The organism is Chroococcidiopsis sp. CCALA 051 (genome assembly GCF_003015105.1).
Taxonomy (GTDB): Bacteria; Cyanobacteriota; Cyanobacteriia; order Cyanobacteriales; family Chroococcidiopsidaceae; genus Chroococcidiopsis; species Chroococcidiopsis thermalis.
Map to the genome: position 1 here is coordinate 1 of NZ_PYCI01000013.1, position 14,993 is coordinate 14,993.

General features: G+C 40.3%; 11 protein-coding genes. All 11 read left to right on the forward strand.

The window, feature by feature from the left end; translation table 11 throughout:
* Positions 1–452: 452 nt before the first annotated feature.
* The 11 genes from C7Y66_RS04825 (at position 453) to C7Y66_RS04875 (ending at position 14,892) form a co-directional block, all read left to right on the forward strand.
* Positions 453–1,268: a polysaccharide lyase gene (locus tag C7Y66_RS04825; RefSeq protein ID WP_106544690.1), complete on the forward strand. Its 816-nt coding sequence runs from the start codon at positions 453–455 to the stop codon at positions 1,266–1,268.
* A gap of 1,013 nt (positions 1,269–2,281) precedes the next feature.
* Positions 2,282–3,307: a glycosyltransferase family 2 protein gene (locus C7Y66_RS04830; protein ID WP_106544691.1), complete on the forward strand. Its 1,026-nt coding sequence runs from the start codon at positions 2,282–2,284 to the stop codon at positions 3,305–3,307.
* Between the two features lie 43 nt (positions 3,308–3,350).
* Positions 3,351–4,841, forward strand: coding sequence for an NAD(P)/FAD-dependent oxidoreductase (locus C7Y66_RS04835; protein WP_106544692.1), 1,491 nt, complete (start codon positions 3,351–3,353; stop codon positions 4,839–4,841).
* Between the two features lie 90 nt (positions 4,842–4,931).
* Entirely contained in the window at positions 4,932–5,990 is a 1,059-nt protein-coding gene (locus C7Y66_RS04840) for a glycosyltransferase family 2 protein (RefSeq protein WP_015156539.1), read from the forward strand.
* A gap of 10 nt (positions 5,991–6,000) precedes the next feature.
* Positions 6,001–7,215: a glycosyltransferase family 4 protein gene (locus C7Y66_RS04845; RefSeq protein ID WP_015156540.1), complete on the forward strand. Its 1,215-nt coding sequence runs from the start codon at positions 6,001–6,003 to the stop codon at positions 7,213–7,215.
* The gene (locus C7Y66_RS04850) at positions 7,212–8,105 is read left to right on the forward strand and encodes an ABC transporter permease (RefSeq protein WP_106544693.1); all 894 of its coding nucleotides are present in this window, start codon (positions 7,212–7,214) and stop codon (positions 8,103–8,105) included. The genes C7Y66_RS04845 and C7Y66_RS04850 overlap by 4 nt, the downstream gene beginning before the upstream one ends.
* Positions 8,105–9,403, forward strand: coding sequence for an ABC transporter ATP-binding protein (locus C7Y66_RS04855; RefSeq protein ID WP_199197250.1), 1,299 nt, complete (start codon positions 8,105–8,107; stop codon positions 9,401–9,403). Before C7Y66_RS04850 ends, C7Y66_RS04855 begins: the two co-directional genes overlap by 1 nt.
* Before the next feature lie 138 nt (positions 9,404–9,541).
* Positions 9,542–10,216 (forward strand): hypothetical protein, encoded by a 675-nt coding sequence (locus C7Y66_RS04860; RefSeq protein ID WP_106544695.1) that lies wholly within the window; start codon positions 9,542–9,544, stop codon positions 10,214–10,216.
* 135 nt (positions 10,217–10,351) lie between these two features.
* Positions 10,352–11,242: a glycosyltransferase family 2 protein gene (locus C7Y66_RS04865; RefSeq protein WP_106544696.1), complete on the forward strand. Its 891-nt coding sequence runs from the start codon at positions 10,352–10,354 to the stop codon at positions 11,240–11,242.
* Between the two features lie 261 nt (positions 11,243–11,503).
* Positions 11,504–12,961, forward strand: coding sequence for a hypothetical protein (locus C7Y66_RS04870; protein WP_106166978.1), 1,458 nt, complete (start codon positions 11,504–11,506; stop codon positions 12,959–12,961).
* Between the two features lie 311 nt (positions 12,962–13,272).
* Entirely contained in the window at positions 13,273–14,892 is a 1,620-nt protein-coding gene (locus C7Y66_RS04875; protein WP_106544697.1) for a hypothetical protein, read from the forward strand.
* Positions 14,893–14,993: the final 101 nt, after the last annotated feature.

Consider the following 14,993-nt stretch of genomic DNA (forward strand, 5'->3'; position numbering starts at 1 on the left):
AAAAAAATTAGTCAAATTTAAAGGGAATATTTTGAGAAAAAACAAAAATTTTATAAATAATCTATTTGCAAAAAACTAATAAAAACTGACAAAGGCAAAGTCAATCAATTGTCAGGCAGAGATTGTTTCAATTCAAAAACTTAACTTTAAATCGTCAATTTAAATTTGACATAAAGCTAAGGTTACAGCCCGTAGTTTTTATGAAATGCAGGCATTGCAGTTAATAAAAATGCAATTAAAAAATTGATTTTGACTTAGAAATATAGATTTACTTAATCAAACTAAATAAACAAAAATTTAGTCAATTGTTTTTTGTGTTAGAGAAGCAAACGAACTTGCTTGACAATCGGTATTTTAAAACTTCACCCGTTTTCTTTAAAAAGCAAAATATGAATTCAAATAGAGTTCATTCCAAACTAAAAGTTGAGAGTAATTCAATGAGAATGAGGATAATGTCCAAAAAAACCGATCGCCAGAACAAACATCAGAAAAAATGTTTGTATCATTCAGCCTTATTTTTAAGTAGATCTCTACTTCTAAGTACGCTTTTTCTGCTTGTAGTAGGAATACGTCAGTCCCATGCAAGTATAATTGACTCATTGACTGAAATTTCACGATCTATAAATAGGAATTGTTCCAGAATAGAACCTTCGTACGACATAACAAGAGCTGGACAAACAGCTTTCAGACATCGAATAGACCGCTGCGGAGAACGTGCCGAGTTAGAAATGCGTAGAACCGAAATCGGCAAAACCTATTGGTACGGCTGGTCGATGTTTGTCCCCCTAGACTGGAGCGATACCGATCCAGGTTTTGATATTGTCAATCAATTTGCGGCTTGGCCTAGCAGACCAGGTAGGAGATATCCGTGTGGTGGTGTTGGTTCTAAAATCTCGCGCCGAGGTAGTAACTTTATCTTAGATCTCCAACGCAGAGGCGATACTGTAGATGCTGTATGTACTAACTACACTTTAGCGCGAGTTTCTGAAATAAGAGGGCAATGGACTGATTTTGTAGTGAACGTCAAATGGACGGGGAACAATGATGGATTCTTTAGACTTTGGATGAAAACAGGTAGCGGTGACTACATTCAAAAAATCAACTATCAAGGAGCTACGTTTTGGAATGATGAAGGTACAGGACCGTATTTTAAGATGGGATTATACAAAGGCAATCCCAACTTTCGAGGTCCTGCCCCTCGAATTATTTATACTGATGAATATCGCTTAGGCGATGCAAATTCTAGCTTTGGACAAGTTGCACCTTGAGATTGTTTGAATTAATTGGTTACGATGTTTGCGATCGGTAGCTGAGTAGTTAAGTTTGTAGAGCGATATCGTAACAATTGAAACACGACAATACTTTGCCTCAGATCGGACTTGGAAAAGCCAATTTCCTTAACCAATCGGTCTATTGCTTTTTGAACTGAATCGATATTTCATCCTTTTATCTACTGAAAATATCAACTAATTCAGGTGTTTGTAGCGTGTTACAAATACCTGAATTAGTTCTTTAGACCTCCTGCGTGAATACTTGAATTGTCATCCACATGCGAAGCGAAACATCTGGGAGATTCTTCACTACACTGCGTTGCGTACCCTTCGGGAAGGCTTCGCCAACAGAATGACATCCATGATTTTTTGATTCATGCAGGAGGTCTTTTGTATGTGTTTACTTATAGCAAAAGATACTTTTATATATATTCTTTTTGCTTTATACTCAGAAATAACTACAATTTCCAAAAATATTGGTGCCACAAAAGCCAGCTTTGTCAAGATAACTGAACTTTTCCGAACTTTTCTGTATCGACAAGTTTTTGCTGTTAAGAGACCATAACAAGGAAGCAAAAATGTGTATATCAGATTTGTTAAGGTATAAATGAGGCAGCACTATAGCTGCTAAGTTATTCAGAGAAGACACTAAGAGTGCGCTCTAGTAACTTTGGTCAAGAGAGTACCTGTACTTAAAATACCTTCTTGGCTTTTCAAGATTAGTTAATTTTAAAGAAGAGAGAGAAGAAATTTCAGAATTGATTCATGAGATTCACTGGTAGCTATCAGGCGATTCTTTACTTCTCATGTAGTAACTTTTAATACAAATTCTTAGACCTTACCTTAAGGGTATAGGCAATTATTTTATTAATTATAGAATATTTGTAAATCCGCGATCGCATCTATTAGCTATTCTTTATAAATTGCTAATGCTGTTTTATTTGAATAACTTAAAACACAGGCATTGCCCTGTAAAACTGTTATGACAAGCTTTTGAGATATGTTTTATTATGTTTTGCAATCATGAACTTGAAGTATCTGTCATTATTCCAGTTTATAACGGAGGAGAGAATTTTCGTCGCTGCTTGTCTGCTCTAGCTAACACAATCCCTTCTCCATTAGAAATTATTGTGGCGGCGGATGGAGATACAGACGGATCTTGGTTGATAGCTAGAGAATTTGGGACTCAAGTTGTGAGAACAAATACACGGAGCGGTCCAGCTGTAGCACGTAATTTAGGAGCTTGTTTTGCTCAAGGTGAGATCCTATTTTTTGTCGATGCCGATGTAGTCGTTCGTCCAGATGCTATCAGTCAAGTAGTCAGCACTTTCAAGCGCGAACCAGACTTAGCCGCTCTGATTGGCTCCTACGATGATACCCCAGATGCAACCAACTTCTTGTCACAGTACAGAAACCTGTTGCACCACTACGTGCATCAGTCTGGCTGTGAAGAAGCTTCAACCTTTTGGGGTGCTTGCGGTGCTATTCGCCGCGAGGTATTTCTGGAAGTTGAGGGTTTTGACGATAGTTATCGACAGGCTTCCATAGAAGATATTGAATTGGGCTATCGACTCAAACAAGCTGGTTATAAAATTCGACTCAATAAGGCATTGCAGGTTAAGCACCTAAAGCGATGGGAAGTTGGTTCTCTACTGAAGGCTGACTTCTACTATCGTGCCCTTCCCTGGACAGAATTGATTTGGCGCGATCGCCTATTAATTAACGATCTGAATCTCCAAGTTTCTAATCGCCTGAGCATCGTACTAGTATTCGGGTTACTTATTGCTGTAGTTGCAGCCTTCTGGTGGTCTGGATTTTTAGCCGTAGCTTTGGGAATATGCATGGCGCTCTTATTTCTCAACCTACCTGTCTATCGCTTCTTTTGGCGCAAACGGGGGATACGGTTTGCGTTCCAAGTTATCCCCTGGCACTGGTTTTACTACTTCTATAGCGGTTTAGCATTCATTATCGGTACAGCGCGCCATCAATTGCGGCAGTGGGGTTGGCTCAAAACGAGTTCTTCTAAATTTGTGTGAACTCAGAATTTAACTAAACAACTGGATTGACCCATATATGAATATGAACCATTATTCTGTCGTTATTATCGGTGCAGGTCCGGCAGGTCTAACTGCTGGCTACGAACTTATCAAGCAAGGTATCAAACCTATAGTCTTAGAGGCAGGCGATAAGGTAGGTGGAATTTCACGGACAGAGACATATAAAGGCTACCGCTTCGACATTGGCGGTCATCGCTTCTATACCAAAATTGGTGAAGTACAGCAAATTTGGCAAGAAATTTTAGCAGCCGATTTTATCAAAGTTCCTCGGCTATCCCGGATTTACTACGGAGGTAAGTTTTACAGTTATCCACTGTCGTTGTTCAATACGTTATCCAATTTGGGCATTATTCCGAGTATCTTTATTTTGTTTAGCTACTTGAAGGCAAAGGTCAAAACGAGATTGTTTCCCGGTCCTGAACCGGACAATTTTGAAGACTGGGCGATCGATCGTTTTGGTTATCGCCTGTACAGGATCTTCTTCAAAACATATACTGAGAAGGTTTGGGGTATTCCTTGCAGTCGAATTCGGGCAGATTGGGCAGCTCAACGTATTCAAGGGATGTCGCTCAAACGAGCAGTTGTTAACGCTTTATTTGGTAGTCAAAATGCTAAGAGCTTAATCAAAAAATTTGACTATCCAGTTTTAGGACCAGGGATGATGTGGGAGCGCTGCCAGGAAATTATTGAAAGTCAAGGTGCTAGGGTGCAGCTGAACACCGCAGTGACTCGCATCGAACGGGAAGGAACTTGGATTAAGAGCATTACTGCCCGACAAGGAGATCGCACAATTCAGATCTTGGGCGATCGCTTCATCTCTAGTATGCCTATAACAGCACTAGTACAAAGACTCGATCCGCCAGCACCCGAGCGGGTACTGACAGCAGCACGTAGCTTGAAATATCGGGATTTTTTAATTGTGGCGCTGATCGTCAACCAACCAGATTTATTTCCTGATAATTGGATTTACATTCACAGCCCAGAATTCAAAGTGGGGCGGATTCAAAACTTTAAGAATTGGAGTGCAGCAATGGTTCCCAACCCTAATAAGACATGTCTGGGGATGGAGTACTTTTGTAGTGAGGGCGATGCTCTTTGGGAATTATCTAATACAGAATTGATCGATCTGGCAAGTCGCGAGGTTGTTGAATTAAACTTAGCGTCTAAGTTGTCCGCGATCGAGGATGGATTTGTGATTCGTCAGCGCAAAGCTTATCCTGTATATGACGGCGAGTATCGCCAGCATCTCCAAGTCATTCAAGAATATTTAAAGCAGTTTGACAACTTACAAACGATTGGGCGTAATGGAATGCATCGCTACAACAATCAGGATCATTCCATGCTAACTGGACTGCTAGCAGCTAAAAACATTCTTGGAGAGCAGCATGATTTGTGGAATGTCAATACCGAACGCTCTTACTATGAAGATTTTACTAAAGAAGAGAGATCGAGTCTGAAAAAGCAATCTCAACTAGAAAAATTGCCTACGGCAATCTCTAGTAAAGTCAATTAAGACGATATCGTGTCTGTCTAATTGCCAAACCTCATTCTTAAATTCCTCTTGATTAAAAAACGTAACTGCTAGAAACAGAGACTGAGTAGCATGACAAACCCTCAAGTCACGATTGTTGTAGCACCGCGCGAACGTTTCAGCTATGCTCGCCAGTCCCTGGAGAGTATTTATGCGAATACATGCATTCCATTTGAGCTGATCTACGTAGATGGTAATTCCCCTACTGAGGTACAGCGCTACTTAGAAGCCGCAGCACAGGAAAAAGGTTTTCAACTGATTCGGACAGATTATTACCTTTTCCCCAACCGCGCTAGAAACTTAGGCTTAGCTCGCGTTAACACCAAGTACGTCGCCTTCGTCGATAACGATGTTATCGTTTCACCTGGTTGGTTGGAAGTATTAATTCAGTGTGCTGAAGAAACTGGCGCTACGGTTGTTGGACCTCTGATGTGTCACGAGGAACCAGTGCATGAAGTCGTCCACTGTGCTGGCGGGGAAGCACGTGTTGTATGCGATGCTACTGGTAGAAGGCGCTTGCGGGAAAAGATGTACAAACAAGGTCATCAGGTAGTAGACGTGCGCCCCAAGATGCAGCGGACGCAAACGGAGTTATGCGAGTTTCACTGCATGTTAGTCCGCGCTCAAATATTTGAGCAACTAGGTTTCTTCGATGAGTTAATGCTTAATTCCAAAGAGCATTTGGACTTCTGCATGAGTGTGATTCAGGCAGGAGGAACAGTTTATTTTGAGCCGAGTAGTATCATTACATATGTGCCAGGACAACCCTTGAAGCCTACAGATCTGCATTTTTACATGCTGCGTTGGAGCGATGCATGGGAGTTGGCTAGCCTAAGTCGTTTGCGCGAAAAATGGCAATTAGCAGAGGATAGCTACTTCCAACATAAGTACAAAGCTTTGGGATGGAGACGCAGAAACACAATTCTCCTTCCTCTCATCGATCGGTTAACCTTGGGAATTAAAAATCAGTCTCTAGAAAAAATATTGATGTATGGTCTTTTTGCACCACTAGAAGCACTACTGAATCGTTACCTGACTGCAAGTTATGCTAGAAGACACCTAAAGCAGAAAAATACTCAAGCTGCGCCTGCTCTAGAAGAACCGATCGCGACAGCAACACCGCGATGCTAGGTGCAGATGCATGAAGATTCTTCTGATCAATGATTATGGTACAGCAACTGGGGGAGCCGAGTTACAAATGCTAGGCTTGCGTCAGAACTTGCGCGATCGCGGTCATGATGTTCGCCTATTCTCTAGTCGTGCTATGCAAGTTGCTAGCAGCTACTGCCTATCTGACTACAGTTGTTTTGGCACTACAACTCGATTGCAAGTTTTGTCCCAGACTGTTAATTTCTCTGCCTATTTAAAGCTACGCCAGATTCTGCATGAATTTCGACCTGATGTGGTTCACGTACGCATGTTTATGTGGCAGCTTTCACCACTCATCCTTACTTTACTTAAAGACGTGCCGTGTTTGTACCAAACAGCCGTGTATAAAGCAATTTGTCCTGTAGGCACAAAACTTTTGCCCGATGGTCGTCCCTGTAAAGCTACTGCTGGAATTGCTTGTCTGCGCGATCGCTGCCTTACACCTCAATCTTGGGCAGTATTGATGGTACAGCGGCAACTTTGGCAACGCTGGCGCTCTGCTTTCGATCTAGTGGTTGCCCTTAGTTACGGCATGAAAGCACAGTTAGAAGCAGAAGGGATTGGAGCGATCGAAGTTGTACACAACGGTGTACCTGTTCGACCGATGCGTCCACCCCTTGCCAATCCCCCAACAGTTGCTTTTGCTGGACGGTTAGTGTCAGAAAAAGGGGTTGACGTTTTGTTGCGAGCCTTTGCACGTGCTAAAGCACAAGCGCCTAAAGCGCAGTTGCTCGTTGCAGGTCGGGGTTCAGAGGAAGATGCTTTACGAGCTTTAGCGGCGGAACTTGGCATTGCAACTGACGTGACTTGGTTGGGACACTTACCACGTTCTGAAATGGAAAAACATTTTGATTCAGCCTGGGTGCAGGTAGTACCTTCACTTTGGTCAGAGCCATTTGGTAACGTAACAACTGAGGCAATGATGCGCGGTACATCTGTCATTGCTAGTGCTGTTGGCGCACAGCCAGAGATTGTTGTTGATGGTATTACGGGTTTTTTAGTACCGCCTCTCGATGTGGATGCCTTGACCGCTGCCCTGTTACGCTTATTGCTCAATGCAAGCTTAGCCGAGCAAATGGGGCGAGTTGGTCGTCAGTATGCTTTAACCTACTTCAGTGAAGACCGATGTACGGAGCGGTTCTTGGAAATTTACCAGCGGCTGCGCGCATCGGCAGTAAGCGTATCATCGTCGCGAAACCGATCATGAAGAACTATTCCGCACGACGAAGAACGGATCTACAAAGACCGGAACTACCACCAGCGATCGTTTACACGCCAGAGAATCTGCTCAGGCATCCAGTTCATCTATTCAAACTGATGTGGCGGGACTTGTTAGCTTCTCGCGAACTGGCATGGCGGCTGATGGTGCGAGATATTAGCGCTCAATACCGTCAATCATTTCTAGGTTTTATCTGGGCATTCTTACCACCGCTGGCTATGGCAGCAGGATTTACACTTGCGAGCGAGTCCAATATTATCAAAATTGGTGTCACGGACTTGCCCTATCCCGCCTATGTGATGTTTAGCACGGCACTGTGGCAAACGTTTGTAGAAGCAGTCAATGGTCCAGTACAAGCTATAAACTTGTCGAAGCCGATGCTAGCTAGAGTCAATTTTCCCCGAGAGGCAATTATCTTAGCAAAGGTAGGTGAAGTGTTATTCAACTTTGCCATCAAACTAATCTTAATTGTAGGGCTATTTGTCTGGTATCAGATTCCTATGAGGTGGACAATCCTTCTCGCTCCCGTAGCGCTAGTTCATTTAATTATGCTGGGGACGTTAATTGGTACTCTATTGTCTCCTTTGGGAGTTTTATATCAGGATGTGTCAAAAGGTCTAACAATGGTAACAAACTTTTGGCTTTTTTTGACTCCAGTAGTTTATCCCGTGCCTAATGAAGGAACCTTTGGGTTTCTAGTGAAACTAAATCCTGTCACTCCGTTACTAGTAACAACACGAGAGTTAGCAACAACAGGAGATATCTCAAATGCTTGTGGGTTTTGGGTTGTCAGTGTCATAACTTTAGTTGGGATTTTACTAACATGGGTTACATTTCGTCTTGCGATGCCTTACGTAATTGAGAGGGTAAGTTCATAATGTCAATTGAAATAATAGATAGAAAGACTGCAACTCACCCCAAAGAAAGTGAAGTCGTTATCTCCGTCGATCGCCTCTCTAAAAAGTTTTGCCGAGACTTAAAGCAGTCTTTATTCTATGGTATCCAAGATATTACAACAGATCTGGTGGGTGGGAGGCGAAAAAGTGATACTCTGCGTCCAGGTGAATTCTGGGCTTTAAAAGATATCGATTTTCAGCTGCGGCGAGGAGAAGCACTGGGATTGGTTGGAGCAAACGGTGCTGGAAAAAGTACCCTGCTACGAATTATTAGTGGTTTGATTAAGCCAGATACTGGCAGTGTAAAAATTAGAGGTAGGGTGGCTCCATTAATTGCCCTGGGAGCTGGATTTAACCCTATCCTAACGGGACGAGAAAATATCTATGCAAATATGTCAATTTTGGGCTTATCAACTCAAGAAATTAAAGAGAGATTTCAAGATGTGATAGATTTTGCCGAAATCTGGAATGCTATTGATGCTCCCGTACAAACTTACAGCTCTGGAATGGCAGCCCGATTGGGATTTGCTTGTGCAATTTATACGGAACCAGAAATTCTCCTGATTGATGAAGTGCTGGCTGTAGGAGATATCAAATTTAAAGCTAAGTGCTATCGAAAGTTACATGAGCTGCGCGATAAAGGTACATCTTTTATTTTGGTCAACCATAATCCGCAGGCAATATTGCATATATGCGATTTTGCAGTATATCTATCAAAGGGTGAATTAATTGTGTCTGGCAAAACAGAGAAAGTCATAGAAAAGTATGAAAACGATTTATTTTTGAACGATCCGCATGAGTCCTCGCAAGTTTTGTTTTTGCCAGAAAAAACAGAATCTGAAAGTTTAGGACTAGATATACGATCGCTCTTCTTTAGAGATCTTGAAGGAAATATTATTAAATCACTAGTAAGCGGTAAACCAGTAAATTTCTGTGTGGGATGTCAGGCGCATCAGAGGGTTGATAATGTTACTCTTCACTTGAAAATTAAAACAATAGGTGGTGAAGGTGGAATGGGTACAGTTTTATTTCTGAGTGGCGAACACGATGAAAAATTTTTTGAAATTCCTTCAGGCAAACAAGAGCTTCAAGTTGAACTGCCTTATCTAGGGTTAGGACCTGGTACATACACTATGAGTATCAAATTAAAGCAGAGTTCTATTTATACTTTTGATGTGGTTGAGTCATTCAGGTTTACAGTCAAGTCAAATGGAAAAATGAGTGAATGTTGTTTTTATCAACCACGCCTATGGAAACTTGCGAGTCCAGAAAAAAGCTAACCCACTCTTGAGCTATGCAATCAAATAGGTATTCTTCTATTAGCACAGTTTTTAGCTATAGATTTAACAATTACTGTAAGTTTGTTCTACTAACTCTACTTAACGTAGTCAAGATATTAATTAAAATTGTTACTCATAATGGATAGAAAATTTAGAATAGCACGAGTTTGGTCGAATCGAGAACTTAAGAAGTTAGCTCCCCTTTTTAAAGGGGATGTAGTTAATATTTCTGCATGGGACGATCGAGATAAAGAAGGAGGTTACTACCAAGATTATTTTACTCAAAAAGATCGCTATTACTTCACTAATTATTCTGGGGAGAGAGGGTGGCAAGGCAAGGAAAATGAATATTTCCTCGATCTAACACAAGAACTCCCCTCCGAACTACACCAAAGATTTGATGTGGTGTTTAATCACACCACATTAGAACATGTCTTCGATGTAAGAAAAGCTTTTCAAAATCTTTGTCTTGTATCGAAAGATATCGTTATCGTTGTAGTTCCCTTTTGTCAGAAACAGCACGGAAAAGATATGTATTGTGACTTCTGGCGTTTCACGCCGACTTGTCTCAGATATTTATTTAAAGAAAATGATTTTGAAGTTATATATGAAGCACAAAGTCAACACAAAAATGCTGCGATTTATCTCTTATTTGTTGGTTCTCGTTATTCTGAAAAATGGAGGCATATTATGCCAACTCACAAAGAAATTAAAGAGTGCGGTAATTGGATTGGTCATCCTTTACATCCATTAAACTTTCAATTCATAAAAAATATTTTAAGTTTTTTGAAAAATTTCCGTTTTGCATTCTAGGAAATTTAATTGTCATTACAATGGTTTGACGTAGCTAATAAAGTCCCTTAATACCATCTATTACAAGCAATTTAATTGTCTGGAATTGCTTCACAATTCTGGAGAAAACTGCATGAAATAGACTATCGGAAGTATATGACACATGAGCAACCTTTCTTCTCAATTATTATCCCTACCTACAATCGCCCCGAACGACTAGCAAATTGCCTTCAATCGATCGCTCAGCTAAACTATCCCCCAGATCGCTTTGAAGTCATAGTGGTAGATGATGGTAGCGAGATACCAATAGAGCCAGTTGTTGCATCCTTGCGCAAACAACTCAATCTCACTGCGATCGCGCAACAAAATTCTGGTCCGGCAAACGCACGCAACTCTGGTGCGACTCGTGCCAGGGGTAAGTTTCTAGTGTTCACCGATGACGATTGTATGCCTGCTCCTGAATGGTTAAAAACCCTAGAGGTTCGTTTCAAGGCAGCACCACATTGTCTCGTCGGTGGTCGGACGCTCAACGCCCTGCCCGATAATCTCTACTCAACAGCTAGCCAAGTACTAATTGATTTTCTCTATGAGTACTACAATGCCGATCGCGATCGGTCAAGCTTCTTTGCCTCTAACAATCTAGCTTTACCCGCAGAACGTTTCCACTCCCTGGGCGGCTTTGACACCACTTTTCCCCTAGCTGCGGGAGAAGATAGAGAGTTTTGCGATCGCTGGTTACAGCACGGTTATCAAATGATTTATGCACCAGAAGCCCAAGTTTATCACGCTCATAAACTCACGTTATATGCATTCTGGCGACAACACTACAACTATGGACGCGGTGCTTTTTGTTTTCATCAAGTACGCGCTCGTCGCAATATGGAACGCATCAAAGTAGAACCTTTATCTTTTTATTTCAACTTGTTAAAGTATCCTTTTTCGCAGGGAGCAAGTCAGCCAGCACTAGCGATCGCAACTCTATTTATGTTGTCTCAAATCGCCAATGTATCGGGCTTTTTTTGGGGAACAACAAGTTATTCAAGATGAGCTACTCGTCTTTTTAGCTCTGCGCTTCATGACATTATTCTAGGATATTACTGTCATGAAATAGGTTCTTCCAACTACTAAAGAATCTATTTAGAGCCAGCAATTCTTACCATTCTTAGCGATCGAAACATGCTTGCTTAGGTATTAGCTTAAGCCAGCAATCTGTGTTGCTTGACAACTAGCACTCGCTTTCACTGCATCGAAAACAAATAAGGCGATTTAGCCAATTAATTCTGAATTGATTCCATTTAGAGGTATAAAATGAAATTCTCTCAAAAGCTACAACATCTAGCTCAAAAGTACTCACTATTACAAGCGCATAAATTCTCTAGAATATTTACTTCTTTACTCGTCACTTCTACTCTGTTCTACACTCTACCAGCGCGATCGCAAACTAGCTATTTAGGTATCAACAACGGTACTGGCTACAACACCGATCCCACATTTACCGACCGCTCTATCCAGCAAACCAAGGACTTAGGTATACAATTAGTTCGTATGGGTATGGATGGAGTTTATGGCAATCGAGAGGGTGCTAGCTTCAATTGGTCGGCTAGAGATATTGTCGTTAACAAATATATCCAAGCTGGACTGAGAATTCACTCAACAATTTCTCCTCGCCATCATGTTGACCGAGATAGTAACTACGAGCAATGGAAGGCAAATTATCGCTACTTCGTACGTAACGTAATGGAACGTTACAAAGGCAAGATTTTCTACTACATTATCAACAATGAACCTGAGCTAGATTTTGGCAAAGGTACGATGACAGCACAACAATGCGTAGATATGACTCGCATTGCTTACGAAACAGCAAAATCAATTGACCCTAACATCAAAATTGAATCTCCCCCTCCTACAAGTCCTAGCAGCTATATCTTAAAAGAGATGATCGATTTAGGAATCGATAAGGTCACCGATTTTATTGGCATTCATGCTTATGGGGGGCAGATTCGAGAAGGTGAATTTGGCAATCCCTGGCGATTGCTAGCAGCTCGTAATATTAGAAAGCCAGTTGTAGTAAGCGAATCCGGTACAATTTCTAGTTGGTATCAAGGTTCTAGTACTGAAAGAGAAAACTATCGCAAAAGATGGTTTGTCATCTTTGGACAACAGCTAAAAAGATACGGCTATAACCATGCATTGTTTTTCGATCTGGACAATCATGGCGAATGGGCAATTTCACCGAACTTTAACCCAACAGCAACGTACTATCAAATTCAAGATCTGCGGTTGAACAAGAAGTTCTCTAACCCTGGTTTTGAATTAGCTAACAACGCAGACAACGAATGGGTACATTTCGATAACGATGATGTCCGGCTGGGAGCTTCGCCAAATGTTGCTTTTATCTGCGGCGATCCTAATGGAGCGCGTGGGGGCAATTGCTACGCCAGACTCGATAGTGGTAGAGCATCACGAGGTAAGCAGATTTTTATCCGCCGAATTTTAGGCGATGTGCCAAAAAATCGAAATATAAAAATCGGTGCATGGGTGTATGTTAATGGCGGAGCAACAGCAACGCTCAAAGCTTTGGGCTATGACTATCTTGATGGTGATGCTGAGATATCAAAAACTGCAAGTCAGAAAAACGTTTGGCAGTATTTAGAAATTACCGTGCCGATTTCAAGATACTGGGCGGTTGTCGAACTAGGTACTTCGGGAACAGGAAATTCAGGAGACTATGTAAAATGGGATGATGTAAGCGTTGTAACACCTTAAATAGTCATTTGACGATATACTAAAAATTCATCAAGATTTCTCCAAGTAAGTTGAAGAATTCTCAAGTAGAGTATTACTCGATCTCCACGCCGATCGCGAACAATAACCGTGCAGTCTGTTGAATTCTATTTCTGGAAATCATAAGATTTGAGAGTTTTAGGGGCGGGTGCTTAGCAACTATTTCTACATCTAACAGTTCTTGCTTTTTGTCTGATGATAAAAAGCAAGAATTAATCCATATCTTGTCATGCTGACAGTGAAGATAGAATTATCAAATCGGTCATTTTTTAGAAACCCTCTAAGAGTTTTTTATGGATGTTCTACTAAAAGCTAACAAGCGACTTAATCGTTCTATCCTTGGCTTGAGAAAACAGATATCTTGGTTAAACTTTGCATATAAAGAGGATACAGCTTGGATAAATGTGTTAGTTATCGCTTTTTTAGTACTCGGTTTGATTGGCGTTTTCAATCACGAAATGTGGCGCGATGAGCTACAGGCATGGATGATAGCTAGAGACAGCTCATCTCTAATTGATTTATATAGAAACTTAAGATATGAAGGGCATCCTAGTTTATGGTATATCTTTTTATATGCAATTACTAGATTCACTGATAATCCGTTAGCAATGCAACTTTTACATTTGCTAATTGCCAGCGGAACAACTTATGTGTTTGCCAAGTTTTCTCCTTTTACTAAATTGCAAAAAATCTTATTTACTTTCGGGTATTTTCCTTTTTATGAGTATCATTTAATTAGCAGGAATTATAGTTTAGGTGTTTTATTAATTTTCCTTTTTTGTCACTTTTTCACGCAGCAACAACGAAACTACCTACTTCTATCAGTTGTTCTAGCTTTCCTAGCAAATACTAACGTATATAGCTTAATCATTGCTATTTCTTTAGCAATAACCATCGTCTTTGAAAAATTTTTCACTAAAAGCTCTGCTACTAAGAGATTAAATTTTACTAACATAGCTATATTGACTTGTGGTATAGCAATAGCAATTGTTCAAATTATTCCACCTAGCGATGCCAAGTTTCAGGGAATTGCCAAACAAGACTTAACGCCAATCAATCACATTAATTACCTTCTATTTACTATTCTGCCGTCTGTGTGGAAAAGTTATATCCCTATACCAGATTTTCTTAATTATAATTTTTGGAATACTAATGCTTTTATAAATGATAATAGCTCTAAACTTATACTACTATGTATCTGCTTATTATCTTTATTACTATTACTATCTGCCATAGCTCTATTTAATCAGAAACCAGTTGTGTTATTTGCCTACACATCCGGAACATGCCTTCTGATCTGGTTTGCTTATGAAAAGTTTTTTGGTTCTTTAAGGCATCACGGACATTTATTTATTCTATTTATTGCTTGCCTATGGATTTCCACTTTCTATCCTGAATCAAATCGTCCTGTAATTTCTTTTATTAAAGGTGCAGCCAAATTTCTAAGCGATCGCAAAAATCAATACGTAAACTTTTTATTATGCATTCATCTTTTAACTGGGATTCATGCTTATAGTATGGATTTAATTCATCCCTTTTCTGCTAGCAAAGAAGTGGCAAAATTTATTACCGAAAATCAACTACAAAATAACTTAATTATTGGTAGTCAGGACAACGAAGTTTCTCCCATTGCTGCTTTATTAAAACAACCAATTTATTACTTTGAGAGCAGTAGATATGGTAGCTTTATTAACTGGAATCAAAGAAAAAATCTTGACTTCCAAGCAGTAGCTCCTACTAAATTAAATAGACTTATACAACAAGATAACAGAAAAAGTTTACTGATACTTAGTCATAAACTCAATCAGAAGATACCAGGGCTTCATCTAACTGAAATATACAACTCTAGCCAGAGTATTGCTCCTGGTGAAACTTATTATTTATACCAGGTAGAATCTAAAACTGGGGTTTGAGATTTCTGTTAAACTTAATTTTTAATTTGAGCTGCTCCAAGCTGAAAAAGAGATGTGAAACAACAATTCTAGCTGCTTCGCAGTCTCGTAATCATCTAAAA